Raw genomic sequence first — 26,027 nt, 5'->3', positions numbered from 1 at the left:
GCTTGGCGCTTGTCGCTATTTGACGAACTGGTTGAGCTGGATGATGGGCATTAGCACGGCCAGCACGATCAGGGCCACGACCATGCCCATGGCCACGATCAGCAGCGGCTCCAGGATGGTGGCCAGGTGCATGGCGCGGCGCTGCACCTCGGTGGACAGCTGGTTGGCCGCGCGCTGCAGCATCACGGGCAGCTGGCCGGTCTGCTCGCCCAGGCGGGCAAACATGGAGATCAGGCCCGGGAAGCGCTTTTTCTGCGCCAGGGCCGAGGCCAGCGGCGCGCCCTCGCGCACCAGGGCCAGCGCGTCCATGGCATCGGCGCGCAGCGCGCGGTTGCCCAGCGTTTCGGCGGCGGCCTGCAAGGCCTTGAGAATGGGCACGCCCGCGCCAGCCAGCATGGCCAGCGTGCCGGCAAAGCGTGCCGCGTTGTAGTTGCGCGCCAGCCGGCCGATCAGCGGCAGGCGCAGCCACCAGGCGTCGAAGCGCTCGCGCAGCACGGGGTTCTTCATGGACAGCCGGAATCCCACGGCGCCCAGCACCAGGGCGATCAGCGCGGCCCAGCCATAGCTGCGCACAAAGTCGCTGAGCGCCAGCATGGCCACGGTGAGCCAGGGCAGGGCGCGCTTGGTGCCCGCGAACACGCTGGCCACCTGGGGCACCACGTAGCTGACCAGGAACAACACGATGACGATGGCCACCAGGGTCACGATGGCCGGGTACAGGGCTGCGCCAATGAGCTTGGACTGCAGGGCCTGGCGCGATTCCAGGTCGTCGGCCAGCCGCTCCAGCACCGGGCCCAGGCTGCCGCTGGCCTCGCCGGCGCCGATCACGGCGCAGTAGATGTCGGAGAATTCGCGCGGGTGCTGGGCCAGTGCGCGGGCAAAGGTGGAGCCTGCGTTGACCTCGGCGCGCAGCGCGGCCACCAGGTGGTGCTGGCGCGGGTCGTCGGCTTCTTCGGACAGCGCGGCCAGTGCGCGCTCTATGGGCAGGCCTGATCCGACCAGCCCCGCCATCTGGCGCGTCCACACGGTGAGCCCTGTGGAGCCAAGGACGGGGCGGGTCAGCCAGCGCGAGGCGCCACCCTGCGGGCCGGACGCCGACCCCGAGGCCACGATCTCCACGGCCATGGGCACCAGGGCCTGGGCCCGCAGCTGGCTGCGCGCGGCGCGCGCGTTGTCGGCTTCGATCGTGCCCTTGCGGGTCTGACCTTGTGCATCCAGGGCTTCGAAGGAAAAGGCAGGCATGCGCGGCGGGAGTCGGGAGGGGCTTGGGAAGGATGGCGTTCAGGAAACGCCAGGCGGCGATCCAACCCCCGATGGTAGCCGCTGCCGGTGACGGCTGGATGGCGAGGCCGTCTCGGGCCTCGCCCCCAGGTCCCGGAGGTGCCTATGCCGGCTGGGCGGCCAGGTCCGCTTCGTTGAGCTGGATGGAGCGCAGCGAGGCCGGGCGTTCCATCAGCGGCTGGCCGTAGTCGCTGAACTCGGGCAGCGCGGGCAGCAGCTTCATCATCGTCCCCCAGCGCAGGTAGCTGGCCATGAGCACGTCGGCGGCGGTGAACTGGTCGCCGCACAGGTAGCGCCTGCCGGCCACGGCCTGGCGCAGCGTCTGCACCACGTCGTCATAGCGGCCATAGCCGGCGGACATGGCCTGGTCGGCCGTCTGCTGCTCCAGGTGGCCCTGGCTCTTGGCTGTCATCAAGGCGTCGACGGGGCCGGCCAGGAAGAACATCCAGCGGTGGTAGACGCCGCGCAGCGGGCTGTCCACGGCCGGCGCGAGCCTTCGTTCGGGGAAGATGTCGGCCAGATAGGCAAGGATGGCGGCCTGTTCGGTGATCACGGTCTCGCCGTGCACCAGGGCGGGGACCTTGCCCATGGGGTTGATGGCCAGGTAGTCGGCAGCCTTCATGGTGCTGCCGAATTCCAGCCGCACGGGCTCATAGCGGGCGCCGCATTCCTCCAGCATCCAGCGCGCGATGACGGCGCGCGAGCGGGGGTGGAAGTAAAAGCGCAGAGGCTTGATCGAGTCGTTCATGAAGGCTCCCAGTGGTTTGAATGCATGGCGAGAAGGCCATGGGAGCGACTGTAGGAGGCCATGCTGACAGTTTTTGTCAGCAGTGGTGTCAGCGGACCGTGTAGCCCAGTTGCCGCGACCAGCGTTCGATCAGGCCGCTGCGGTGGTCGGGATAGCGTTCCTGCAGATCGGTGACGGAGCGCACGCGGTCGGCGCGGAAATGGCGGAAGTCCTGGCGCAGTTCGCACCAGGCCGCAAGAATGCGCCGCTGGTCGAAGAAAGCCATGGCAAAAGGCCAGATCCGGCGCTCGGTCGGCTGGCCCTTCTCATCCGTGTAGTGCAGCAGCACCCGGTGCTGGCGCCGTATCGCCAGGCGCAGCGCGGTCTGCCAGGGCTCGGTCACGGATTCGTGGCAGATGGGCGGCACCAGCAGGCCGCTGGTGTCCACCTCGATGCGCAGCTCCAGCGGCAGCGCGCTGCGTATGCGGTCCAGCGCGGCGGTGGCGGCCTGGGCGAGCTCGGGGTCGGCCTGGCGGCTGGCCCAGCGCGCGCCCAGCAGCAGGGCTTCCAGCTCATCGGGCGTGAACATCAGCGGCGGCAGCAGAAAGCCGGGCCGCATCTCGTAGCCCACGCCCGGGTCGCCCGCAATCGCGGCACCCTGTTCGCGCAGGGTGGCGATGTCGCGGTAGAGGGTGCGCAGGCTCACGTCCAGCTGCCGGGCCAGCACCGGCCCGGCCTGGGGCAGGCGCGCGCGGCGCAGCAGGTCGATCAGCTGCAGCAGCCGGGCGGAGCGGCTCATGCCTTCAGCGGCCCATGACGCCGGCCGTGATCTCCAGCGAGCGCAGGCGCAGGTCGCGGTCATACACGTCGCTGACCAGGATCAGCTCGTCGGCCTCGGTGTCGGCCTGCAGCTTCTGCAGGCGCGTGCGCACCTTGTCCGGGCCGCCGATGGAGGCCACGGCCAGGAAGTCGCCGATGGCGCGGCGCTCCTGCTCGCCGAGCTGGGCCGCGTAGTTCTCGATGGGGCGCGGCAGCAGTCCGCGCCGGCCCGTGATGATGCCCAGCACGCGCTGGTAGGTGCTGCTGGCAAGGTACTCGGCCTCGTCATCGGTGGGCGCGGCGATCACGGGTGCGCCGACGATCACGTAGGGCTTGGCCAGTTGGGCCGACGGCTTGAACAGGCTGCGGTACAGCTGCACGGCCTGGTAGAGCATGCGCGGCGCGAAGTGCGAGGCAAAGGCGTAGGGCAGGCCCAGATGGGCTGCGAGCTGGGCCGAGAACAGGCTGGAGCCCAGCAGCCAGATCGGCACGTTGGTGCCCGCGCCGGGCGTGGCCACCAGCTTTTGATCCGGCGTGGCCGGGGCCAGCAGGCGCTGCAGCTCCATCACGTCGCGCGGGAAGTCTTCCTCGGTCTCGACGCGGTCGCGGCGCAGGGCGCGCATGGTGGCGCCATCGGTGCCGGGCGCACGGCCCAGGCCCAGGTCGATGCGGCCCGGGTACAGCTCGGCCAGCGTGCCGAAGGCTTCGGCCACCACCAGCGGGGCATGGTTGGGCAGCATGATGCCGCCCGAGCCCACGCGGATCTTCGAGGTGCCGCCTGCAATGTGGCCGATCAGCACGGCCGTGGCCGAGCTGGCGATGCCGGGCATGTTGTGGTGCTCGGCCAGCCAGTAGCGCTCGAATCCCAGTGCCTCGGCCTTGCGGGCCGTGGCCAGCGCGATGTCCAGGGCCTCGGCGACGGTGCCGCCTTCGCGCACGGCCACGAGGTCGAGCATGGACAGACGGACTTCATTGAATGATGTCATGGCAGGTTCCAACTTCCAGTTCACGGTGGGTGGGGGCGGCGCGGGCCTTGCCGCGCCAGGGCATTCCTGGTGCGCGTTCGCGCACTCAGTTTCTTCTGGACATTTCCCGCGCGCAGGTGATGCCCAGCACCACGCACCAGACCAGGGGGAGGATGGCTGCCGCCAGATGGTTCTCGCCCTGCTGGATGGCCAGCCAGGACAGCGGCAGCGCCACCAGCGCCGACAGGCGGATGACGCGGCGCAGCTGGCTGGTGGACAGCCGTGACTTGAACCACCACAGGGCGATGTAGCTGATCAGGCTCAGCGTGGCGACCCACAGGAACAGGTCGCCGCCATAGGGAGCGCTCCAGGCGCGTAGGGATTCCAACATGCCGACCATTGTGGCAAACAGGGATGCCCCGTGCTGCGCAGGGTCGGGCGTGGCCGCCTGCGCCTAGTCGCGCGTGACGCGCAGCACTTCCTCGGGCGTGGTGATGCCCTCGCGCACCAGGCGCTCGCCGTCGTCGCGCATCAGGCGCATGCCCGCGGCCAGCGCGGTGTCGCGGATCTCGGCCTCGCTGGCCTGGCGGTGGATCTGCGCGCGGATGGTGTCGTCCACCACCAGCATCTCGAAGATGCCGGTGCGCCCCCGGTAGCCGCTGGGCTCGGTGGTGTCGATCTTGCGCACCAGGCGCTGGGCCAGCACACCCAGCAGGGAGGACGACAGCAGGAAGGGTTCCACCCCCATGTCGATCAGGCGCGTGACGGCGCTGGAGGCATCGTTGGTGTGCAGCGTGGCCAGCACCAGGTGGCCGGTCAGCGAGGCCTGGATGGCGATCTGCGCGGTCTCGAAGTCGCGGATTTCGCCGATCATGATCACATCCGGGTCCTGGCGCAGGATGGCGCGCAGGGCCTTGGCGAAGGTCAGGTCGATCTTGGCGTTGACCTGGGTCTGCCCCACGCCGGCCAGCTCGTACTCGATGGGGTCCTCCACCGTCATGATGTTGCTGTGGCTGGCGTCCATGCGCGACAGTGCCGCATACAGCGTGGTGGTCTTGCCCGAGCCCGTGGGGCCGGTGACCAGCACGATGCCGTGCGGCTGGGCCGTCAAGTGGGTGAATCGCCTCAGCGTCTCGCCCTGCATGCCCACGGCCTCCAGGCTGAGCTTGCTCTCGCTCTTGTCCAGCAGGCGCAGCACGGCGCGCTCGCCGTGGGCGCTGGGCAGGGTGGAGACGCGCACGTCGATGGCGCGCGTGCCCAGGCGCAGGCTGATGCGGCCGTCCTGGGGCAGGCGCTTTTCGGCGATGTCCAGGTCGGCCATGATCTTCAGTCGCGAGATCAGCGCTGCATGCAGTGCGCGGTTGGGCTGCACGACTTCGCGCAGGTCGCCGTCCACGCGAAAGCGCACGCTGGAATGGCGCTCGTAGGGCTCGATGTGGATGTCGCTGGCGCCGTCGCGCGCGGCCTGCGTGAGCAGGGCGTTGAGCATGCGGATGATGGGCGCGTCGTCGGCCGTCTCCAGCAGGTCCTCGACCGCAGGCAGCTCCTGCATCATGCGCGAGAGGTCGGCGTCGGACTCGACCTCGCTGACCACCAGGGCCGCGCTGGACTCGCCCTGCGAGTAGGCGGCGCTGATGCGGTGGGCCAGCGTGCCCGCGTCCAGCATCTGCCAGCGCTGCACCGCATGCCTGCGCTGGACTTCGGACAGGGCCTGCCAGTCCGGCGAGGGGCCGTGCCAGAGCAGGGGCTCGTGGCCGTCGTCCTCGATCAGCAGCTGGCTGGTGCGCGCAAACGCATAGGGCAGGGGATAGCGCATGGGGCCTTCCTGCCTCAGAGCGCGCCGGGCGCGGCCGGCACGGGGGCGGGCGCGGCGGGCTGCGGCTGGGTGAAGTCGATCAGCTCGGGCCTGGCGCCCGGCACGTTGACGATGGCGGCCGGGTTGGTGAACGAGCCGGGGTCCGGCTGCGGCGTCAGCGTGGGCAGCACGGGCGCGGCATTGACCGAGCGCAGCAGGGCGCTGGGCTCGGGCTGCAGGCTCTGTTGCTGCGCGCGGATGGCTTCGTAGCGCTCGGAAGAGACCTGGTTGGTCGCAGTCGCATCGCGCATCACCACGGGGCGCAGGAAGACCATCAGGTTGGTCTTGTTGCGCTTGCGGTTGGTGTTGCGGAACAGGTTGCCCACGACGGGAATGTCGCCCAGCAGAGGCACCCGGTCCTCGGCCTGGGAGTAGTTGTCGTCGATCAGGCCGCCGAGCACGACGATGTTGCCGTCCTCGACCAGCACGTTGGACTCGATGGAGCGCTTGTTGGTGGTCAGGCCGTTGGTGTCCTTGCGCGTGGACTCGTCCACCGAGGAGACTTCCTGGAACACGGCCAGCTTCACCGTGCCGTTCTCGTTGATCTGCGGGCGCACGCGCAGCATCAGGCCCACGTCCTTGCGCTCCACGGTGGTGAAGGGGTTGACCGTGCCGCCCGTGGAGTTGCTGGCGTACGAGCCCGTGACCATGGGCACGTTCTGGCCCACGATGATGCGCGCCTCCTCGTTGTCCAGCGTCATCAGGTTGGGCGTGGACAGGATGTTGGCGTCACCGCTGTTTTGCAGGAAGTTGGCCAGAAAGCCCAGCGTGTCCTTGCCGTTGACGCGCTGCGTGAAGCCGAGGTTGGTGCCTCTCAGGCTGGACAACGTGTCTCCCGTGATGGCGCTGCCGTCCAGGCCTCCATCCTTGACCAGGCCGAGCAGGTTCAGGATGTTGGCGCCCGCCACATTGGAGTTCGTGCCCAGGGTGCCGATCACGCGGCCGTTGTTGCTGAGCATGGCCTGCCACTGGATGCCGAACTGGGCCAGCCGGTTGTCCTTGATTTCGACGATCAGGCTTTCGATCAGCACCTGGGCGCGGCGGCCGTCGAGCTTGTCGATCACGGCGCGCAGTTGGCGGTAGACGGGCGGCGGTGCCGTGATGATCAGCGAGTTGGTCGAAGGATCGGCCTGGATCATGCCGCCCGTGGAGGGCTGCTGGGCCACGCCCAGCGCGCCGCCCCCGCCGCCGCTGCCCAGGCCCGAGGACGAGCCCATGCCCATGGATGCCGTGCCGCTGGAGTCGCGCGATACCACGGGCTGCGATGTGGGGATGGAGGACATGCCGCCGCCCTGCGGCAGGGTGCCGCCCGCACCGGGCTGGCCGCTGGCCGTGCCGGCGGCCGTGGCCTGGGCGCCGATGGCGGCGCGCAAGGTGGCGGCCAGCGCCACGGCGTCGGCGTTCTTGAGATAGACCACGTGGATGTTGCCCTGGTCGCCGCCGCCGTTCATGGCGGGCTGGTCCAGCCGCGCGATCAGCGAGCGCACCTGGGCCAGGCGTGCCGGGTTGGCCGCGCGCAGCACGATGGAGTTGCTGCGCGGCTCGGCCATCAGCGAGGTCTTGAAGGCGTTGTCGCTCTGGCCCGGAATATTGGCGCCGCCTGCGGTCACGGTGAGGCCGCCGGGGCTGGCCGTGCCGCCTTCGATCAGGCGCGAGACCAGGGCCACCATGTCGGTGGCCACGGCATGGCGCAGCGGGATGATTTCGACATCGGTGGCGTTGGACACATCCATGGTCGCCACGATGCGCGAGATGCGCTGCAGGTTGTCAGCGTAGTCGGTGATGACCAGCGAGTTGTTGCCCGGGTTGACGTTGATGGTGTTGTTGGGGCTGATCAGGGGGCGCAGCACGGGCACCAGGTTGGCCGCGTTCTCGTAGTTGAGCTTGAAGATCTGGGTGACGATCTGGCTGCCCGCGCTGCTGCGGCTCGCGCCCACGGCCACTTCGCTGGCCTGCAGCTTGGCGTCGGCCTCGGGGATGACCTTGTACAGCCCGGCCGATTCGACGATGGTGAAGCCCTGCAGGCGCAACGCGGCCAGGAACTGCTGGTAGGCGGTGGCGGGCGGCACGGGCTTGTCGGTCAGCAGCGTGATCTGGCCCTTGACGCGGGGGTCGACCACCACGTTGCGGTTGGTGATGGCGCCGATGGCACGCGAGACGGCCTCGATGTCGGCACCCGAGAAATTCAGCGTCACAGGCTCGCCCGGACGCAGGCTGGGCGTGGCGCCGGCCGGTGCATTGGTCTGCTGGGCCTGGGCGGTGCCAGCGGTGCAGGCCAGCATGGCGCTGACGGCCAGCGTGTGCAGGGTGTTGCGCCAGAACGGGGTCGTGTGCTGCTGAGTCATGGATCAACCAAAGGAAATGATGGACCGGGGCCCCTGGCGCCGTCCCAGAATGTTGAGCAAGTTGGACAGCGCGGTTTCGCGCTCGGGGCTGGCCGAGGCCTCGCCCTGGAAGTGCAGCCGCTGGCCTACCCATTGGCCCTGGCCGCTCAGGCGCAGGTCGCCGGTCAGGGTACTGAGCTGCAGCTGCGGACTGTCGCCCCCGAGGATGTCGAGCCGGTAGCTGCCCAGCGGGCGCAGAGGGGACAGCCGCGAGGATACGGCCAGCGCCTCCAGCCGCGTGCTGCCGTCGCTGCGCCAGCGCCCCGATTGCCACAGCAATTGCAGTTGCAGGGCCTGCGTGGCCAGCCGCAGCTGGCCTTGCAGGTCCACCGTGTTCCAGGGCGTGCCCAGGCCGGACAGCAGCGAGGCAGGCCAGCGCGTGTCGCTGTCGTGCACCACGGCGCTCAGGCCCTGCCAGCGCGGCAGCAGGTCCAGCACCACGGGCGTGGGTGTGCAGCATTCGCTGCGCAGCTGAATGCGGGCACCGTCCAGGCGCGGGCGCAGCGTCCATTCCAGCCGCGTGGGCAGGGCCGTGCGGTCGCGGCTGCCGGCGCCTCCGGTGAAGGCCAGGGAGGCCGAGCCGTTCCACAGCGTGCCGCGCGGTTGCAGCAGCAGTACCTGGCCCTGTGTGGCGGAATCCACGCCGCGTGCCAGCCAGGCGGCGGGTGCCCAGACGACGGTGGTGGCCACCAGGCCGCACAGGGCGCCTGCCAGCGCCCACCCGCGCGGTGAGCGCAGGACAGGCTGGGAGCGGGGCTGGCGGCGCATGCTCAAGGTGCCCGCGACGGATCGACAGGCAGGTCCAGCACCAGGCTGCCATCCCAGCGCACGGCATCGGCAGCGCCTGCGGCGCTTGCAGATGCACTGCGGGCCAGCTTCATCTCGGCGGGAACGGCGTGCGTGTTGCTGCGGACCTGGGCCAGCCAGCGCGCCAGCGCGGCGGCGGGCGCGGCCTTGAGCGTGATCTGTGCGCGGTCGCCCATCCAGTTCAATTGGGCGGAGGCGCCCAGTTCGGCGGACAGCGAGCTTTGCAGCAGCGCCTTGGCATCGCCGACCACGGGGCGTGCGTTGCTGCGCAGCTGCTCGGCCTCGGCCTGCAGCAGCTGCATCTGGCGCAACTGGCGGTCTGCCTGGGCATGGCGTTCGGGCGCGGTGCGCAGGCTGTGCAGGGCGGGGGCCAGGGCCAGCCACCACAGCAGGGCCAGTGCCACCACACCACCGGCCAGCAGCGTCATGTTCTGTTCACGCGGCGCCAGGGCATTCCAGCGCGCGCGCAGTGGGGCCAGGCTTTGGCGGGATGCGCGCATGTTCATGGCCGGGCCTCCTGGGCAAGCAGCAGGTCGGCACCGTCGCGCTGCAGTCGCAGGCCGCTGCCGGCCAGATGTTGTTGTGCCTGCTCCAGTGCCTCGGCCTCCAGCGAGACGCCCTTGAGGCGCAGCTGACGGTCCTGGTAGTCCATGGCCTGCGGCAACTGGCCGGCAGGCAGGGCCCGGGATGCGGCGGCCAGCAGGGGTTCCAGGTCGCCCTGCGTCAGCGCGCCGGCGCTCTGGCGCAGCGTGGCGACTTCGCGCTGCATTTGAACGGGCGCATCGACGATGACGGGAACGCGCGGAAAGCTGGTGGCCAGCGTGGAGCGCACCTGGACCTGCTTGGCCGCGATGGCGCGGTTTTCGGTCCAGGCCCAGGCATTGAGGCCCACCACCTGGGCCAGCAGTGCGAGCGCGGTACCCCAGCGCGCGGCCTTCCATTGCGGCGCGCGCAGAAAGCTCTGCCAGCCGTCGAGCATGCGTCGGCGGGTGCGGCTGCCGCCGCCCAGGTCGAGGTCGAACTGCGCCAGGTCCCAGTTTTGTGCGCGGGCCGCCAGGCCGCGCTGGGCGTCCGTCAGCAGGCTGACGGGGCGCTGCAGGGCCTCGGCGGCGCGGGCCAGCGCCGGGTCCGCCTGGATCGGGGTGTCGGGGGGCAGGGCCTGCAGCAGGGCGGCCAGCATGGCGGGGTCGGCACTGTCGGTGCGCAGCGGCAGGCAGGCCAGCGAGTCCATGCCTTGCGGGGCCGTGCTCAGGCCGGTGGCCAGCAGCCAGGCCGATTCAGGCGTGCCCACGGCCCACAGCTGGGGCGTGGACTGGGGCGGGCATTCGGGCACGATGCGGCCCACGGGCCGGCCTGCGGACTCCAGGGCCTGCAGATGGGCATGGAGCCAGGCCTTGTCGCAGGCGGCAACCCAGCAGGGCTCGCCCGCGCGTGCCTGAGGCTGCAGCGCCAGATGCAGTTGGGAGGGGTCGTCGAGCAGGCGCTCTTCCAGCAGCCCGTCGAGCACGGCACGCAGGCGCACATGTCCACGCCGGCTCCCCGTAGGCACGCCATGGGGGAGGCTGACCAGATGCCAGGACAAGGCCTGGTGCGGCACCACGGCAACCGTCTGGCCGGTGCGGCCAGGATCGGGCAGCAGGCCTGCTGCGGCGTGGCCATGCCGGTCGGCGCGCAGGCCGTCGCTGCTGAGTGCGTAGGCGTATTCGCCAGCGGGGCCCGCAGGCAGATGAAGAATCAAGGTGCTCATGGACGGAAGCGGGCATTGTAGGGGCCGAGTGTGACAGGCATCTGTCACGGCGCGGGAGCTTCGGGCAATCCCCAGTCCCCCCTCTCGCGCCAGATGGTAGTGACTGTCATGTTGTTGCGCCGCAACATGGAGCGTTCGCTGGCCACGATCTCGCCCAGGCGCATGCGGCCACGCGCCTCGAAGAAGCTGCTGGCGACCGACAGGTTCTGTCCCTCGAATTTCTGCGGCAGGCCCAGCGCGTTGGAGGCATCGGCCAGGCTGCGCAGCGGGCGCGATGCGCGCAGCTGCACCAGCTGGCTGGCCTGGGACCAGGTCAGGTCCTCCACGCTGGCCCAGATGACTTCGGCGCTGGCGGTGTTGAGGTTGACGGGCGTGTTCTCGGGCAGCAGGGTGATGTAGGGCTCCAGGCGCGAGACGACCTCGGGCGGCAATCCCAGCCAGCCGAACTGGCTCAGCGTGCGCGGCATCAGGAACTGCGCGCCCTCGCCGGCGGTGGCCGCTGCGCGCAGGGCCTGGACGATCTGGGCGGCATAGGCAGGGGGCAGGTTCAGGCGTTCCAGCAGGCGTGCCAGCGGGCGCAGGGTTTCGGGCTTGTCGGGCGCGCCCAGCAGGTTGCGCAGGTTCAGGCGCGACTGCAGGTCGATGATCTGGCCTGAGAGAAAGGCGTCCTGCATGTCGGCCATGCCGTCATCGACCTGGCTGACGTTGTTCTGCGCCGCCAGGAAGGTGGACAGGCGCGCCTCCTGCAGCGGCACGGCCCAGGGTTCGGCCAGGTGGTCCACCTGCAGGCTGGTGCGCGCATCCTCGGCCAGCACCACGCGCGACCAGTCCAGCGCACCCAGCAAAATCCAGGCGGCCTGCATGCGGTTGCGCTCGGCGGTCTCGACCTCCACGCTGCGCCACTGCTGCCACAGCGCGGTGGCGGCAAAGGTGGCGACCAGCGTGACCGTGAGCATGGCGGCCAGCAGGGCCACGCCGCGATGGCGGCGGCGGACGGGCAGGGTGCGGGGTGCGCGCATCATGATCGGCTGTTGGATCGCAGGGGGTTGACCCAGTCCATGGTGACGCGGCCGGGGACGGCGCTGTCGGGCGGCAGGGTCAGTTCGACGCGTATGCCGTCAGGAATCGTGGGCAGCTGTGCGCTGCTGTTGGTGCCGCCGGATGGTGGATTGGGCGTGCCCGTGCCGTTGTCCGAGCCGCTGGACTGCGGGTTGCTCCAGGCGTTGTCGCGGTAGTAGTACAGGCGCCACTGGTCCAGGGGCAGCAGCACGGTTTCGCGGCGGCGCTGGTCGTCCGAAGGATTGCGTCCCCATTGCGCCCCCTGGTTCCAGGCCTCGCGCCACTGGGCGCGCGTGCGCAGCGGTGGCGACTGCCAGCGCAGCCACTGGTCGCGTCCGGCTGTCTGGCGGCGGGCCCAGGCCACGACCACGGCGCCATCGTCCACGGCGGCACTGCTCTTGCGGGTCATGCGCAGCACCTGGCCATCCCAGTCGATGACCTGGGCGTGCTCCAGCGGCATCAGGGCTTCGAGGTCGGCATTCCACTGGGCGATCACGGTCTGCAGCACGATCTGCTGCTCGTTGCGCGCGCGAATGGTCTCTTGCGAGCGCACCATGCTGTCCAGTCCGCGCCAGCTCACCAGGGCCAGCAGGGCCATGACGGCGATGGCCACCATCAGCTCCACCAGGGTGAAGCCTTGCGCGCGGGAGAAAGGGCGCAAACGCATCTAGAAGCGGCCCACAATGGTCGATACCCGCAGCACCGGATGCTCGGCCGTGACGACCAGGGCATCCACGCGGCGGAAGCTGGGGTTGGGCGTGGGGCGCACGCTGAGCTGGACCTGCAGCTGCCGGCTGCCCTGCTCGCAAGTGAAGCTGTTGTCGCCCACGGGCGGCATCTGGCGCGACAGGCGCAGGCGCACCAGTTCGTTTTGCGCGCACAGCTGGGCCAGCAGCACCTCGGACTGGCGCTCGGCATTGCGAGTCAGGGCCGATGTGGCCTGCAGGCCTGCCATCAGGGCAATGCCCACGATGCCCAGGGCCACCAGGACCTCGATCAGCGTGAAGCCGTGCGGCAGGCGCCTTGGCGCGCCGTGCCTGCGGCGTGGTCCGTGGATGCCTGTCATGGCAGGGATTGCACGGCAAAGGGCCGCAGTCCATCCGTGGCCACGCGCAGCGGCGGGCTGTTGGAGTCGCGCAGCGTCAGCGTGACGGACTGGGGAGGAATCAGTGGCTCGGGGCCGAGGATCAGCGGCGTCGCCGGCTGTGCCTGCACCCCGGGCTGCAGCCATTGCGAAGGCAATTGCGCGCTGGCCGGCAGGCCCTCGAAGCGAAAGCCCTGCGGCATGGGCCGCCAGCGCACGGGCACGCCGTTGGCTCGTGCCTGTGCGCGGGCCGATTCCAGCAGTGCGGCCAAGCGCTCGGCCTCGCGTTCCAGCTGGGCCTGCCCGCTGTCGCGCAGAGACAGGCTTGCGCCGGCAGCGGCAATCGCCATGATGCTGATGACCACCAGCAGTTCCAGCAGGGTGAAGCCGCGGGAAGGAATGGTCAGGGTGGGTGCAACCGTCTGGCGGGGCATGAGAGCAGGCAGGCCCGCTGGGAGTGCGGGCCTGTGGTGCGGTGCAGCGCGGCGCTTGCGGGCCATCGCCCGGGCCATCGACTTACTGCCAGCTGCCGATGTCGGCATCCTTGCCCTCTCCGCCGGCCTGGCCGTCGGCACCGAAGGACATGATGTCGATGGGGCCCTTGATGCCCGGATTCAGGTACTGGTACGGACGGCCCCAGGGATCATTGGGCAGCTTTTCCAGATAGGGCTTCCAGTTGTTGGGCAGCGGTCCGCTCGTGGGACGGATGATCAGCGCCTGCAGGCCCTGCTCGGCCGTGGGATAGCGCTGGTTGTCGAGGCGGTAGAGCTTGAGCGCCTGGGAGATGTTGGTGATGTCGGTGCGTGCAGCCGTGACGCGGGCATCGTCGGCGCGGTCCAGCACGTTGGGCACGATCAGGGCTGCTAGCACGCCGATGATGACCAGGACCACCATCAGCTCGATCAGCGTGAAGCCGCGCTGGACGGCGGTGCGCAGGGCAGGCAGCGGACGGCGGGGAAGGCTGGTCATGGAACGGTGCAGCAAATTGGACATATCGCTCCATCATAATCGCGCGATGGTGACACTTTCATTGAACCGGGGCCAGGCCCGGACCTGGCACGTCAAGGCGGCCACATTCGTGCTCTGGCTGCTGGCGGCTGGCATCGTGGCTTTCTGGGCCATGCGCCTGGGCAATGGCGGCGCGGGGGCGCCCGTGCCACCGGCTCCCCCCGAGGCACTGCAGGTCGATGCGCCCGCGCTGGCGCAGGCCCTGGGGGGCGTGGCCGCTGCTCAGGGTGTTGCTGTGCCCGTCGCGGCGCCTGTGGTCTCGCGCTATGCGCTGGTGGGTGTGCTGGCCGGTCGCGACAGCGGCGGCGGCGCGGCGGTCATCGCCGTGGGCAACCAGCCGGCCAAGCCGTTTCGCGTGGGGCGTGCCGTGGAAGAGGGCGTGGTGCTGCAGTCGGTCTCGGGCCGCGAGGCGCGCCTGGGGCCCAGCGTCGATGGCCCCGCCTCCATCACGCTGCAGCTGTCCCTGCCCGACAAGCGCTGAGTCCGGTCAGTGCGGCGGCTGCAGTTCCAATACCAGCCAGCCGCCAAAGTCAGGCGCCGGCAGCGACCACTGGGCCGCCTGAGGCAGGGCGTTCCCTTCACGCATCAGCCATTGCACGCAGCGCGTCACGCCGGCATGGGTGATCCAGACGATGTCGCGCCCGGCGCCGTCGTCCTTCGAGTACATCCTTGCCTGCTGCAAGGCCTCGTCCACCCTGCGCAGCATGGCGGCCAGGGACTCTCCCCGGCCCGGCGCGTGCCCGGCAAGGTCTGCCGCCCAGGCATCGATGGCGCTGCGGTCCAGCGCATCCCATGGCTGGCCTTCCCACTCGCCGAAGTCCATCTCCAGCAGGCGGCTGTCCGCCGCCGATGCCAGGCCGGGCCGCAGTGCCTGCAGGGCCTGTGCCAATTGATGGCATCGGCGCAGTGGCGAATGCGCCAGCAGACAATCCGCAGGCAGGGCGAGGTGCAGGGCCTGCGCCGCATCGGCCGTGGCCTGGGCGTCGGCCTCCATGTCGAGCCGGCCATAGCAGATGCCGGGCTCCACCAGGGGGCGGGCATGGCGTACCAGCCAAAGGCGCGGCGTTGGGAGAGCGTTCATTGCATGCGCATCAGCACAGCGGCGGCGCCCAGCAGCATGGCCAGTTCACAGACCTGCTGGGCGGCGCCCAGGCAATCGCCCGTCATGCCGCCCAGGCGACGGCGCAGCCAGCGCACCATGGCCGCCGTGACCAGGGCGCCGGGCAGGACCAGGCCGATGACGAGTGGCAGGCCCGCCAGCCACGCCGGCAGCGCCAAAGCGGGGAGACTCCAGAGCATTGCCGTGACCAGGCCTTTGGCGCTCAACGGCCTGCCAGCCGCATGCAAGGCCTTGGAGTGGGCGGCCTGGCCCAGATAGGGCAGGCATTGCATGAGGGCCAGCGGCGCCATGCGCGACAGCACATGGATGCTGCACAGCAGCAAGGCCGCCCATTGCACGCGAATGTCGACCAGCAGCGCGACCAGGGAGATCCTGGTCATCAGCGCCATCACCAGCGCCATGGCGCCGTAGGCTCCCAGGCGCGAATCCTTCATGATTTCCAGCGCGCGCTGGGGCGGGACAAAGCCGCCCAGGCCGTCGGCCACATCGGCCAATCCATCCTCGTGCAAGCCCCCTGTCATCCATAGCGTGGCCACGGTGGACAGCACGGCAGCCACCAGAGGCATCCAGGGGCTGGGTGCCAGCAGCCAGCCTGCGGCCAGCAGCCACGCCGCGCCCCAGGCGCCGACCAGCCAGCCCACGCCCGGCAGATGGGCCACGCTGGCGTGCTGCATTGCCGGACTCCAGCCGGCCCAGGCCGCAAGCCGCCCGGTGACCGGAATGCGGCTGAAGAACTGCAGGGCCAGCAGGAAATGGCGTATGGGCTGCATGTCTGGACAGCCGAGGCGGGGCCTACTTCAGGAAGAGCTGGTAGGCAGGGTTACCGGTTTCCTCGACCCAGGGGTAGCCCAGATTGCTCAGGAAGGCGTCGAATTTACGGCCATCCTTGGCGGGCACCTGCATGCCGACCAGGATGCGGCCGTAGTCCGCGCCCTGGTTGCGGTAATGGAACAGCGAGATGTTCCAGGTCGGCGCCATCAGGCTGAGGAACTTGAACAGTGCGCCGGGGCGCTCGGGGAAGACGAAGCGCAGCAGGCGCTCTTCCTGCGCCAGCGGCGAATGGCCGCCGACCATGTGGCGCAGATGCTCCTTGGCCATGTCGTCGAAGGTCAGGTCCAGCGCCTCGAAGCCCTGCTTCTCGAAGTTCCTGGCGATCTTCTCGGACTCGCCGCGCGCTGCCGTGGTCAGGCCCACGAAGACATGGGCCTTGTTCTCGTGGCTGATGCGGTAGTTGAACTCGGTCACGTTGCGCGGGCCGCCAGGCAGCTTGCCCACGACTTCGCAAAAGCGCTTGAAGCTGCCGCGTTCCTCGGGGATGGTCACGGCAAAAAGCGCCTCGCGCTCCTCGCCCACCTCGGCACGCTCGGCCACGAAGCGCAGCCGGTCGAAGTTCATGTTGGCGCCGCACAGGATGGCGGCATAGGTCTCGCCCCTGGTCTTGTTCTTCGCGACGTACTGCTTGATCGCCGCCACGGCCAGGGCGCCGGACGGCTCGACGATGGAGCGCGTGTCCACGAAGATGTCCTTGATCGCGGCGCAGACGGCATCGGTATCGACCACCACGTAGTCGTCCACCAGGCCCTGGGCGATGCGGAAGGTCTCCTCGCCCACCAGCTTGACGGCCGTGCCGTCGGCGAACAGGCCCACGTCGGCCAGCTCCACGCGGCGGCCAGCGCGCACGGACTGCAGCATGGCGTCCGAATCCTTGGTGTGCACGCCGATCACCTTCACGTCGGGGCGCACGGCCTTGATGTAGTTGGCCACGCCCGAGATCAGGCCGCCGCCGCCGATGGCGACAAATACGGCATCCAGGCGCGGGCTGCCCAGCTTTTGCAGCTGGCTCAGCATTTCCATGGCAATCGTGCCCTGGCCGGCGATCACATAGGGATCGTCGAAGGGGTGCACAAAGGTCAGGCCCTTTTCCTTTTGCAGCTTGACGGCGTGCTTGTAGGCGTCGGAATAGCTTTCCCCTGCCAGTTCCACCTCGCCGCCCAGCGCCTGTACCGCATCGATCTTGACCTGCGGCGTGGTGGTGGGCATCACGATCACGGCGCGGCAACCGAGCTTGCGTGCGCCCAGCGCCACGCCTTGCGCATGGTTGCCGGCCGAGGCGCAGATCACGCCCTTTTCCAGCTGCTCGGCGGACAGGTGTGCCATCTTGTTGTAGGCGCCTCGCAGCTTGAAACTGAACACCGGCTGCTGGTCCTCGCGCTTGAGCAGCACCTTGTTGTGCAGGCGGCGGCTCAGCGCCTTGGCGGGCTCCAGGTCCGACTCCACGGCCACGTCGTACACGCGCGCGGTAAGGATCTTGGTCAGGTAGTCGGCAGGGGTCAGGGGGTGGTTCATCGTCGGCGAAAGGCTGGAGAGCAGCAGGCCGGGAGGCGGCCCGTCGGTGTCAGGCGGCCATCATAGGCGCTTGTGACTCATGCTGCAGTGCAGCGTCCAGGCTGGGCCAGGGACGACAAAGGCAAAAAAAAGCCCCAGGCTGTAAAGCCGGGGGCTGAATCCACCAATAGAGGAGGTGGAGGAGACAACTGGTGCGATGCAGAGTGAAGTTGGTTCACAATCTGCAGTCCATCTGGAGGGCTGTCCGGGTTAACCCTTCAGATAACGCTTGGGTGCATTGTATGCACGGCAGGTGCTGCGTTGCAACAAAATCAGGGTTTTTGTGTAGTTGATGCAAAATAGCAACAGTTTTTTGAGGACGCAACAATGGAATGCACAGTGAGTTGGACAGGCGGCACGACCGGCATGCGCTCGGGCATGGGCTTCGTGGCGGAAACGGGCAGCGGCCATGTGGTCAATATGGACGGGGCGCCGGATGCGGCCAATCCTGCCAATGGAGGCCAGAACCAGGCACCCCGCCCCATGGAAATGCTGCTGGCAGGCGCAGGCGGCTGCACGGCCTACGACGTGGTGCTGATCCTCAAGCGCGGCAGGCACGCGGTCAAAGGCTGCAGCGTCAAGCTCACTTCGGAGCGCGCGGACACCGACCCCAAGGTGTTCACCAAGATCCACATGCAGTTCACCGTCAGCGGCACCGGCCTGCCAGCGGGCGCGGTGGAGCGGGCCATTGCCATGAGCCACGACAAATACTGCTCGGCCACCATCATGCTGGGCAAGACGGCCGAGATCACCACGGGGTTCGACATCGTCGAGGCCTGAGGTATCTGGTGCTTGGGTCCGTGCCTCGACAGGGACTCGGCAAGAATGAAGAAAGCGGGCCGGGCCCGCTTCTTTTTTTGGCTGGATGCAGCTCCCGTCGTTTCAGAAGCTTCGGATCTCAGATGCGGTGAGCGGTCGTCGTCATGACCTTGGCGGCCAGGCGCATCAAGGCGCGGGCGGGCGGCGGCAGCTCCAGCGCGCCGGCTTCACGCGCAGCGGCGGCATGGCGCTCCTCATCGTCCTTCATGCGGGCCACCACGGCCAGCGAAGGGCGGTCCTCCTCGGGCAGACGGCCCAGATGGGATTCCAGGTGGGCGGAAACCTGCTCCTCGGTCTCGACCACGAAGCCCAGGCTGGCGGCGTCACTGATCTTGGCGGCCACCACGCCGATGGCGAATGCCCCGGCAAACCACAGCGGGTTCAGCAGGCTGGGCCGGTCGCCCAGGGCGTTGAGCCGGTCGCGGGTCCATGCCAGGTGATCGGTTTCCTCGCGGGCCGCCTCCAGCAGATGCTCGCGCAGCACCATGTCGCGCGTCACCATGGCCTGGGCGTTGTACAGCGCCTGGGCGCAGACCTCTCCGACATGATTGACGCGCATCAAGGCGCCCGACAGGCGGCGCTGTGCCTCGGTCAGCTCTCCCTCCGCGATACCGGCGGCCGGGGAGCGTTCGGCGGCGGAAGGCTGTGCAAACAGGGTGCGAAGCGCCGCATCGGCGGCAGTCAGTATCTTGTCCATGGGCGGTCCCTAGAGCGGAAAATCTTGGCAAATTCAGGGTCTGAACGGTACACCAGGACGACATGCCCTCTCTTTGTGCAAGCGCAACAAGGCCGGCGCGATGTTCGGGTTGGGCCTGATTGTGTTGGTCTGCAGGTTTGTTGCGGCAGTGCAACGAAAAACGGGGGTTCAAGCCCGTTTGTGGGTGAATTTCTTTGCATGGGCAGCGGCGGTCTGGTGCAATAGGCCCTAACTTCCCCACCAGGAGGTTGGCGCGGGAAACCGGTGGAGCCTCAGGCCAAGCCTCTCTTCCTCACGACCGGCGCCCTTCTAAACCTTGGAGTAACTCGTAATGAAAAAATCTCTGATTGCCCTGGCAGTGCTGGCTGCTTCCGGCGCCGCAATGGCTCAATCCTCCGTGACCCTGTTCGGTATCGTGGACACCAACGTTGCCTACGTGAACAAGGACGCAGCTGGCGACAGCCGTTATGGTCTGGGCACCAGCGGCGCTTCCACGAGCCGTCTGGGCCTGCGCGGCACGGAAGACCTGGGTGGTGGTCTGAAGGCTGGCTTCTGGCTGGAAGGCGAAATCTTCGGTGACGATGGCAACGCCAGCGGCTTCAACTTCAAGCGTCGTTCCACCGTGAGCCTGTCGGGCAACTTCGGTGAAGTGCGCCTGGGCCGTGACCAAGTTCCGACCTTCCAAAAGCTGACCTCCTACGACCTGTTCAGCGCCACCGGTATCGGCCAGTTCATGGGCTTCCGTAACTGGGCTGCTGGCCAAGGCGCCGACGACAACGGCATCCGCGCTAACAACCTGATCTCGTACTACACCCCCAACTTCGGCGGTTTCAACGCCGGCTTTGGCTACGCTTTCGACGAAAAGCAAACCATCGGTACTGCTGACAGCGTCGGCCGTTACATCGGCGGTTACGTTGCATACGACAACGGCCCCCTGAGCGCCAGCCTGGGCGTTGCCCAGCAAAAGACTGCCGTTGGCGGCCTGGCTACCGACCGTGACGAAATCACCCTGGGTGCTTCGTACAACTTCGGCGTTGCCAAGCTGAGCGGCCTGCTGCAACAGACCAAGTTCAAGCGCGACATCGGCGGCGACATCAAGACCAACTCCTACATGCTGGGCGCTTCGGCTCCCGTGGGCGGCGTGGGCGAAGTCAAGCTGCAGTACGCTCTGTACGACCAGAAGGCCATCGACTCCAAGGCTCACCAGATCACTCTGGGCTACGTGCACAACCTGTCCAAGCGCACCTCTCTGTACGGCAACCTGGCATTCCTGAAGAACAAGGATGCTTCGACCCTGGGCCTGCAAGCCAAGGGCGTGTACGCTGGTGGCGTGCAAGCTGGCGAAAGCCAGACTGGCGTGCAAGTCGGTATCCGCCACGCTTTCTAATGAACGGCTGGCGTAAGCCAGTTGCCATTTGAAGCAAAAAAGAGCCAGTCTTCGGACTGGCTCTTTTGTTTTGTGCTAGGGAAAGACCTGTGTTGTGCTTGTGCCAACGGTGACGAGGCGGGAAAAGCGTTTCTAGAATGAAATTTCCACCAACCAATCGTTAACAAGAGAGAGACAACACAATGAATTCTTCATTCGTGAAAAAGAGCGTGGCACTGGCGGTGTTGGCAGCAACGGCACCCTTGGCAGCATTCGCCCAGCAAAGCAGCGTACAGCTGTACGGCATCGTCGATGCCGGCGTGCGCCACACCACCAATGAAGGCCCGACCAAGAGCGGCAAGACCCAGATGATCGGCGGCGGCATGTCGCAAAGCCGCTGGGGCATCAACATCACCGAGGACCTGGGCGGCGGTCTGGCAGCCATTGCCAACCTGGAAGCCCGTTTCCTCACCGACACCGGCGAGCAGGCTGCGGCAAGCTACTTCCAGCAATCCTGGGTGGGCCTGCGCAGCAAGAGCTTCGGCCAGATCACCCTGGGTCGCCAGTACAACATGCTGTTCGACCTGGTGACGTCCACCTATGCCTCCTTCCCGTATTCGCCGTACATGGAGGCCTACAAGCCTGAAATCGGCATGTCCATGGGCGCGCGCGCCAGCAACATGGTCAAGTACCTGGCCGAGTTCGGCCCCGTGCGCGGCGCATTGCAGTATTCGTTCGACGAGAACAACACCTTCGACAAGGTCGGCACTGGCGTGGTGCCCGGTGGCGCCATCAAGACGGCTGGCGGCTATCTGCGCTACTCGCAAAGCGGCATTTCCGCAGGCGCCGGCTACCTGGGTACGACGCTGCCGGCCGGCACCAAGGTCGATGCCTATACCCTGGGCGGCTCCTACCGCGTGGGTCCCTGGTACGTCAACCTGGGCTACGGCCTGAACAAGCGCAAGGACGCATTCCCGGCGGCAACCGCAGGCGGTGGATTCGACCAGGCCATCCTCAACTCCTTCTGGACGGGTTCGTCCAACGGCGGCTTCGTGGCCGGCGACGCCAACAAGCGCCAGATGTACAAGATGGGCTTCGGCTACCAGATCACGCCCCAGATCAATGTGGGCGCGCATTACTACCATGCCAAGCAGTCGGGCTCGGGCACGGGCAATTTCAATGGCAAGGCAGACTTCCTGGTGGCGGTGCTCGACTACGCCTTCTCCAAGCGTACGGATGCCTATGTGGCCCTGGACCACACCAAGACCAGTGGCGGCTCGGGCGTGATGCTCGACGCCAATGGCGCCACCAAGCGCACGGGCTTCACCGTCGGCCTGCGCCATCGCTTCTGAGCGCGCGGCGTTTGCGCAACGGATGGCCTCCTTCGGGAGGCCTTTTTGTTTCCTGTCGATGGGCTGACGGTGGGCGGGCGCGATTTCCTGCGTTAAGGTAATGCACAGGCCAATGAAGCGAAAGAACCAAGGCGATGGAAGCCACTCGATACAAGGCAGGCGGTCGGGTCTTTGCCCAGATCGCTCAGTACCACCCCGAGCTGACGGCGCTGCGCCGCGAGCTGCATGCGCATCCTGAGCTGGGGTTCGAGGAGCGCTTCACGGCTGCGCGCGTCAAGGAGGCCTTGCGGCAATGCGGCGTGGACGAGATCCACGAAGGCCTGGGCACCACGGGCCTGGTGGCCGTGATCCGTGGCCAGGGGCACAGCTCGGGAGCGATGGTGGGCCTGCGTGCCGACATGGATGCACTGCCCATGGTCGAGCACAACGAATTTCCCTGGAAATCGGGCAAGCAGGGGCTGATGCACGGCTGCGGGCATGACGGCCATACGGCCATGCTGGTGGGCGCCGCCCGCTACCTGGCTGCGACACGGCGTTTCGACGGCTCGGCCGTGCTGGTCTTTCAGCCTGCCGAGGAAGGGCGCGGCGGCGCGCGGGCCATGATTGCCGATGGTCTTTTCGACCGCTTTCCGATGCAGTCCGTGTACGCCATGCACAACTGGCCCGCCATGCGCGCCGGCACCGTCGGTATCAACATGGGCGCGATGATGGCGGCTGCCGACCGCATCACCATCGAGATCACGGGGCGCGGCGGCCATGGCGCCCATCCCTACCAGACGGTGGACGTGGTGCTGGCGGCCGCGCACATCACCACGGCGGTGCAGAGCATCGTCTCGCGCAATGTGCGCGCCATCGACAGCGCCGTCATCAGCCTGTGCGCCGTGCAGGCCGGGGACCTGGGCGCCTTCAGCGTGATGCCGGGCACGGCAACGCTGGTGGGAACCGTGCGGACCTTCGATCCCGCCGTGCAGGACCGTGTCGAGCAGCGACTGCAGGAGTTGTGCAGCGCGGTGGCGCTGGGGCTGGGTGCCACGGCCAAGGTCAACTACGAGCGCATCTATCCCGCCACCATCAATTCCCCCACGGAGGCCGCCTTTGCGGCCGACGTGGCCCAGGCGCTGGTGGGCGTGGAGAACCTGGACCGGCAGCTGGAGCCCAGCATGGGCGCGGAGGATTTTTCCTTCATGCTGCAGCACAAACCCGGCGCCTACCTGCGTCTGGGGCAATCCACGGGCGCCCAGCCCGGGGTGCCGCTGCACAGCAGCCGGTATGACTTCAACGACGAGGTGCTGCCGCTGGGCGCTGCCCTGCACGCCAGCCTGATCGAGCAGGCCATGCCGCTGCCTTCGCAGGACGTATAGCGCAGGCGGAGCCGGTCAGCGGGGCTGTCCCTCGGTCGCAAGAAGGTGGGCCTTTACCGTTTCCAGGATCTCGTCGGACAAGGCTGGATTGGCGGCGACCGTGGCACGTGCCAGGACCAGGGCGCCCACCATGCTGCTGAGCATGGCCATGGCCTGGGCGCGCTGTGCGGCATCGGGTGCCTCATCGTCGCCAAGTTTGCCGATCACGCGCGCAAACCTGCCGATGTTGCGTTCCACCCCTTCGGCGAACACCGCTGAAAGATCACCGCCTGCCCGGGCCACGTCCACGGCCAGCGCCGCAGCGGGGCAGCCCTCGCCGGGGCTGTCGCGGTGCTGCGGCGACAGATAGGACTGCACGCGCGCGGCAAGGCTGCCGGCCTGTTCACCCTGCAGGCCGTCCAGCGGCGCGATGGACCAGTCGAAGGCGCGTGCGCAGGCTTCGCGCACCAGCGCGTCCTTGGATTCGAAGTGGCGATAGAGCCCGCCGTGGGTGAGTCCCGCGCCGCGCGTCACCTCGGCCACGCCGACGCCGTCCAGCCCGTGCTCGCGGTACAGCCGCGCAGCGGCTTCGAGGATGTCCTGCCGGTTCTGCGCGGCCTGGGCTTTCGTGACTTTCATGTGCACTGTCCAATGATTATGGTTGTCATCAAAATGCGTTTATGATGACGACCATCATCATAAGTCCGTGCCTGCAGGCAATGCTCACCATCTGCGGCAGGGGCTGTGCACTCTACAGGGAAGAACCGATGAACGCCTCTTCAATCCCGAGCAGCCTGTGCCCCGTGCGCGCTGCAGTCTCTGCATGGTCCATCAGGGAGCGTTCATGAGCACGGGTCCTCTCGCACGCCGCGTGGTCATCACGGGCATGGGCATGGTCTCGCCGCTGGGGCGGGGCACTGAATTGGCCTGGCGGCGGCTGCTGTCCGGCGCATCGGGCCTGAGCCGGCTGCCCGAGGATCTGGCGCCCGATGTGCCGGGCCAGGTGGCAGGCCAGGTGCCCGACCTGGCCCGCGACCCGGAAGGCGGCTGGGACATTGATGCCGTGGTCTCGCCCAAGGACCAGCGCAAGATGGACCGCTTCATTCCGCTGGCACTGGACGCTTCGGACCAGGCCCTGGCCCAGGCCGGCTGGCAACCGGCCAGCGAGGACGAGCGCACGCGCACGGCCTGCATCATTGGCTCGGGCATCGGCGGCTTTGGCGCCATTGCCCAGGCCGTGCGCACCACGGACAGCCGGGGGGTGTCGCGCCTGTCGCCCTTCACCGTACCGTCTTTCCTGGTCAATCTCGCGGCCGGGCATGTGTCGATACGCCATGGGCTCAAGGGACCGCTGGGAGCCCCCGTCACCGCCTGCGCAGCCAGCGTGCAGGCCCTGGGCGACGGCCTGCGCATGATCCGTTCGGGCGAGGCCGACGTGGCGCTGTGCGGCGGCGCCGAGGCAGCCATCGACCGCGTGAGCCTGGGTGCGTTCGCGGCGGCCAAGGCCCTTTCCACGGGATACAACGACCGCCCCGAAGAGGCCTCGCGCCCCTTCGACACAGGCCGCGACGGCTTTGTGATGGGCGAGGGCGCGGGCGCCCTGGTGCTGGAGGGGCTGGACCACGCCCTGGCGCGCGGCGCCGTGCCGCTGGCGGAAGTCGTTGGCTACGGCACCAGTGCCGATGCCTATCACATCACCTCGGGCCCGGAAGATGGCGACGGCGCGCGCCGCAGCATGGCGCAGGCGCTGGCCATGGCCGGGCTGTCGCCGGATCAGCTGCAGTACCTCAATGCCCACGCCACCTCCACGCCCGTGGGCGACCGCGGCGAGCTGGCGGCCATGCGCTCCCTGTTTGGCGAGGGCAGCGGCGTGGCGATCAGCTCCACCAAGTCGGCCACGGGCCATCTGCTGGGCGCGGCGGGCGCGGTGGCGGCCATCTTCACGGTGCTGGCGCTGCGCGACCAGATGGCGCCGGCCACGCGCAATCTCGTGGAGCCCGATCCCCTGGCCCAGGGGCTGGACCTGATCGCCGGCGCGGCAAGGCCCTGGGCCATGGAGCATGCCCTGGTCAACGGTTTCGGCTTTGGCGGTGTCAACGCCTCGCTGGTGCTCAGGCGCTGGCAGGGCTGAGCGAGGCGGGTGGGCCTGGGGGCCGGTGCTACGTGTAGCGCTTGGCCCGCAGGTTGTTCTTCATCTGCTCCAGCGCAGGCTGCAGGGCCGGGCCGATGCGCAGCGCCACGCAGGTGGCCAGCACGTCGATGACCAGCAGGTGCAGCAGGCGCGACACCATGGGGCTGTAGCGGTCGTAGCCCTCGGGATGGTCGGCTGCCAGATGGATGTGGCAGGCCGAGGCCAGGGGCGAGCCGCTGGCGGTGATGGCAATCGTGGTGGCGCCGTTCTTGCGCGCGATGTCGGCCGCGTCCATCAGGTCGCGCGTGCGGCCCGAGTTGGAAATGATCACCGCGCAGTCGCCGGGTCCCAGCAGGGTGGCGCTCATCACCTGCATGTGGCCGTCGCTGGTGGCCAGGCTGGTCACGCCCAGGCGAAAGAACTTGTGCTGTGCATCCTGCGCCACGATGCCCGAATTGCCTGCGCCGTAGAACTCGATGCGCCGCCCCGTCTGCCAGGTCGAGGCGATGGCCTGCGCCGCCTGCTCTATGGCCGTGGTGCTGGCGGCATTGCGGTACTGCAGGAAGGCGGCCACGGCGTTGTCCACCACCTTGACCATCACGTCGCTGGTCTTGTCGTCGGTGTCCACGCTGCGGTGGATGAAGGGCACGCCCTCGCTGACGCTGCCGGCCAGCTTGAGCTTGAAGTCGGCCAGGCCGTCGTAGCCCATGCTGCGGCAAAAGCGCACCACCGTCGGCTTGCTGACATGGGCACGCTCGGCCAGTTCGCGCACCGGCTGCCGTGCGAAGGCCCGAGGATCGGCCAGCACCAGGCGGGCCACGCGTTGTTCGGCGGGAGCAAGCGAGGGCAGCGAGGCGGTGATGCGGTCCAGCATTAGGCGGTGGGCGTTGTTCTATGGGTAAAGGGAAGCGGTTGCCGCAAGGCAGGTCCAGCGCGCATTTTGCATGAGCGGCAGCCTTCGCTTACTTTCCTGACGCCAATGCAAACCATGCGGGCGCATACACTCGGAGGATTTGCCGGTACAACCGCACCGCCCTGGTGCGATGCCGCCCCTCGCCAGGCTCCCGCCCAAAGGATGTTC

The 26,027-nt window shown here is 68.2% G+C and carries 27 protein-coding genes; 6 read left to right on the top strand and 21 right to left on the bottom strand.

Features of this window, described 5'->3' with window-relative positions:
- Positions 1–15: 15 nt before the first annotated feature.
- The 15 genes from gspF to gspG form a co-directional block, all read right to left on the bottom strand.
- On the bottom strand, positions 16–1,242 hold the full coding sequence (gene gspF / locus ACF8NF_RS04690; protein WP_016448742.1) for a type II secretion system inner membrane protein GspF: 1,227 nt from the start codon (positions 1,240–1,242) through the stop codon (positions 16–18).
- A gap of 142 nt (positions 1,243–1,384) precedes the next feature.
- Positions 1,385–2,029: a glutathione S-transferase family protein gene (locus ACF8NF_RS04685; protein WP_016448741.1), complete on the bottom strand. Its 645-nt coding sequence runs from the start codon at positions 2,027–2,029 to the stop codon at positions 1,385–1,387.
- 88 nt (positions 2,030–2,117) lie between these two features.
- Positions 2,118–2,807 carry a YafY family protein gene (locus tag ACF8NF_RS04680; RefSeq protein ID WP_016448740.1) on the bottom strand — a complete coding sequence of 230 codons (690 nt, stop codon included), beginning with the start codon at positions 2,805–2,807 and terminating at the stop codon, positions 2,118–2,120.
- Between the two features lie 4 nt (positions 2,808–2,811).
- The gene (locus ACF8NF_RS04675) at positions 2,812–3,813 is read right to left on the bottom strand and encodes an LLM class flavin-dependent oxidoreductase (RefSeq protein ID WP_016448739.1); all 1,002 of its coding nucleotides are present in this window, start codon (positions 3,811–3,813) and stop codon (positions 2,812–2,814) included.
- Positions 3,814–3,898: 85 nt separating this feature from the next.
- Complete coding sequence (locus ACF8NF_RS04670; protein ID WP_223275171.1) at positions 3,899–4,183, bottom strand: hypothetical protein; 285 nt, start codon at positions 4,181–4,183, stop codon at positions 3,899–3,901.
- Positions 4,184–4,246: 63 nt separating this feature from the next.
- Positions 4,247–5,608 carry a GspE/PulE family protein gene (locus ACF8NF_RS04665; protein WP_016448738.1) on the bottom strand — a complete coding sequence of 454 codons (1,362 nt, stop codon included), beginning with the start codon at positions 5,606–5,608 and terminating at the stop codon, positions 4,247–4,249.
- 14 nt (positions 5,609–5,622) lie between these two features.
- The gene (gene gspD, locus ACF8NF_RS04660; protein ID WP_126310979.1) at positions 5,623–7,992 is read right to left on the bottom strand and encodes a type II secretion system secretin GspD; all 2,370 of its coding nucleotides are present in this window, start codon (positions 7,990–7,992) and stop codon (positions 5,623–5,625) included.
- Positions 7,993–7,995: 3 nt separating this feature from the next.
- A complete protein-coding gene (gspN, locus tag ACF8NF_RS04655) occupies positions 7,996–8,799 on the bottom strand; it encodes a type II secretion system protein N (protein ID WP_016450868.1) in 804 nt (267 codons plus the stop codon).
- Between the two features lie 2 nt (positions 8,800–8,801).
- Positions 8,802–9,344 carry a type II secretion system protein GspM gene (gene gspM / locus ACF8NF_RS04650; protein WP_016448735.1) on the bottom strand — a complete coding sequence of 181 codons (543 nt, stop codon included), beginning with the start codon at positions 9,342–9,344 and terminating at the stop codon, positions 8,802–8,804.
- Positions 9,341–10,585: a type II secretion system protein GspL gene (gene gspL, locus ACF8NF_RS04645; protein WP_392450143.1), complete on the bottom strand. Its 1,245-nt coding sequence runs from the start codon at positions 10,583–10,585 to the stop codon at positions 9,341–9,343. Before gspL ends, gspM begins: the two co-directional genes overlap by 4 nt.
- A gap of 44 nt (positions 10,586–10,629) precedes the next feature.
- Positions 10,630–11,607 (bottom strand): type II secretion system minor pseudopilin GspK, encoded by a 978-nt coding sequence (gspK, locus tag ACF8NF_RS04640; protein WP_392450141.1) that lies wholly within the window; start codon positions 11,605–11,607, stop codon positions 10,630–10,632.
- A complete protein-coding gene (locus tag ACF8NF_RS04635; protein ID WP_016448732.1) occupies positions 11,604–12,311 on the bottom strand; it encodes a prepilin-type N-terminal cleavage/methylation domain-containing protein in 708 nt (235 codons plus the stop codon). Before ACF8NF_RS04635 ends, gspK begins: the two co-directional genes overlap by 4 nt.
- Positions 12,312–12,710 carry a type II secretion system minor pseudopilin GspI gene (gene gspI, locus ACF8NF_RS04630; protein ID WP_016448731.1) on the bottom strand — a complete coding sequence of 133 codons (399 nt, stop codon included), beginning with the start codon at positions 12,708–12,710 and terminating at the stop codon, positions 12,312–12,314. It abuts the gene before it with no gap.
- Complete coding sequence (locus ACF8NF_RS04625) at positions 12,707–13,162, bottom strand: GspH/FimT family pseudopilin (RefSeq protein WP_034364466.1); 456 nt, start codon at positions 13,160–13,162, stop codon at positions 12,707–12,709. The genes gspI and ACF8NF_RS04625 overlap by 4 nt, the downstream gene beginning before the upstream one ends.
- An 82-nt stretch (positions 13,163–13,244) precedes the next feature.
- The gene (gspG, locus tag ACF8NF_RS04620) at positions 13,245–13,721 is read right to left on the bottom strand and encodes a type II secretion system major pseudopilin GspG (RefSeq protein WP_016448729.1); all 477 of its coding nucleotides are present in this window, start codon (positions 13,719–13,721) and stop codon (positions 13,245–13,247) included.
- Positions 13,722–13,743: 22 nt separating this feature from the next.
- On the opposite strand from gspG, the gene ACF8NF_RS04615 reads away from it, so the two are divergent.
- Positions 13,744–14,217 (top strand): type II secretion system protein N, encoded by a 474-nt coding sequence (locus ACF8NF_RS04615; protein ID WP_016448728.1) that lies wholly within the window; start codon positions 13,744–13,746, stop codon positions 14,215–14,217.
- 6 nt (positions 14,218–14,223) lie between these two features.
- Here the strand turns inward: ACF8NF_RS04615 and ACF8NF_RS04610 are convergent, their stop codons facing one another.
- Genes ACF8NF_RS04610 through ilvA form a run of 3 tightly spaced genes read right to left on the bottom strand, consistent with a single transcriptional unit; the run spans position 14,224 to position 17,202 of the window.
- Positions 14,224–14,817: a histidine phosphatase family protein gene (locus tag ACF8NF_RS04610; protein ID WP_392450139.1), complete on the bottom strand. Its 594-nt coding sequence runs from the start codon at positions 14,815–14,817 to the stop codon at positions 14,224–14,226.
- Positions 14,814–15,626, bottom strand: a complete 813-nt coding sequence (locus ACF8NF_RS04605) for an adenosylcobinamide-GDP ribazoletransferase (RefSeq protein ID WP_392450138.1) — start codon at positions 15,624–15,626, stop codon at positions 14,814–14,816. Before ACF8NF_RS04605 ends, ACF8NF_RS04610 begins: the two co-directional genes overlap by 4 nt.
- Positions 15,627–15,648: 22 nt before the next feature.
- Positions 15,649–17,202, bottom strand: a complete 1,554-nt coding sequence (ilvA, locus tag ACF8NF_RS04600) for a threonine ammonia-lyase, biosynthetic (protein ID WP_392450137.1) — start codon at positions 17,200–17,202, stop codon at positions 15,649–15,651.
- Between the two features lie 366 nt (positions 17,203–17,568).
- On the opposite strand from ilvA, the gene ACF8NF_RS04595 reads away from it, so the two are divergent.
- The gene (locus ACF8NF_RS04595) at positions 17,569–18,021 is read left to right on the top strand and encodes an OsmC family protein (RefSeq protein WP_016448724.1); all 453 of its coding nucleotides are present in this window, start codon (positions 17,569–17,571) and stop codon (positions 18,019–18,021) included.
- 118 nt (positions 18,022–18,139) lie between these two features.
- Here the strand turns inward: ACF8NF_RS04595 and coq7 are convergent, their stop codons facing one another.
- Positions 18,140–18,757 (bottom strand): 2-polyprenyl-3-methyl-6-methoxy-1,4-benzoquinone monooxygenase, encoded by a 618-nt coding sequence (coq7, locus tag ACF8NF_RS04590; RefSeq protein ID WP_392450136.1) that lies wholly within the window; start codon positions 18,755–18,757, stop codon positions 18,140–18,142.
- A 331-nt stretch (positions 18,758–19,088) separates the two neighbouring features.
- Between coq7 and ACF8NF_RS04585 the strand changes: the two genes are divergently transcribed.
- The 3 genes from ACF8NF_RS04585 to ACF8NF_RS04575 all read left to right on the top strand — a co-directional run bounded on the left by ACF8NF_RS04585 (position 19,089) and on the right by ACF8NF_RS04575 (position 22,836).
- Entirely contained in the window at positions 19,089–20,144 is a 1,056-nt protein-coding gene (locus tag ACF8NF_RS04585; protein ID WP_016448722.1) for a porin, read from the top strand.
- 182 nt (positions 20,145–20,326) lie between these two features.
- Positions 20,327–21,475: a porin gene (locus ACF8NF_RS04580; protein ID WP_016448721.1), complete on the top strand. Its 1,149-nt coding sequence runs from the start codon at positions 20,327–20,329 to the stop codon at positions 21,473–21,475.
- A 134-nt stretch (positions 21,476–21,609) separates the two neighbouring features.
- Entirely contained in the window at positions 21,610–22,836 is a 1,227-nt protein-coding gene (locus ACF8NF_RS04575) for a M20 aminoacylase family protein (RefSeq protein ID WP_017404582.1), read from the top strand.
- Positions 22,837–22,851: 15 nt separating this feature from the next.
- Here ACF8NF_RS04575 and ACF8NF_RS04570 read toward each other — a convergent pair whose 3' ends face one another.
- Positions 22,852–23,454 (bottom strand): TetR/AcrR family transcriptional regulator, encoded by a 603-nt coding sequence (locus tag ACF8NF_RS04570; protein ID WP_392450135.1) that lies wholly within the window; start codon positions 23,452–23,454, stop codon positions 22,852–22,854.
- 205 nt (positions 23,455–23,659) lie between these two features.
- Between ACF8NF_RS04570 and fabF the strand changes: the two genes are divergently transcribed.
- Positions 23,660–24,946 carry a beta-ketoacyl-ACP synthase II gene (gene fabF / locus ACF8NF_RS04565; protein ID WP_392450134.1) on the top strand — a complete coding sequence of 429 codons (1,287 nt, stop codon included), beginning with the start codon at positions 23,660–23,662 and terminating at the stop codon, positions 24,944–24,946.
- 28 nt (positions 24,947–24,974) lie between these two features.
- On the opposite strand, the gene ACF8NF_RS04560 is transcribed toward fabF, so the two are convergent.
- Positions 24,975–25,820, bottom strand: a complete 846-nt coding sequence (locus tag ACF8NF_RS04560; RefSeq protein ID WP_016448717.1) for a MurR/RpiR family transcriptional regulator — start codon at positions 25,818–25,820, stop codon at positions 24,975–24,977.
- Positions 25,821–26,027: the final 207 nt, after the last annotated feature.

The organism is Delftia sp. WSY_22, from assembly GCF_043104185.1.
Classification (GTDB): Bacteria; Pseudomonadota; Gammaproteobacteria; order Burkholderiales; family Burkholderiaceae_C; genus Comamonas; species Comamonas tsuruhatensis.
Note: the sequence above shows the minus strand (reverse complement) of the source record. Positions and strands in the feature narration are given on the sequence as shown.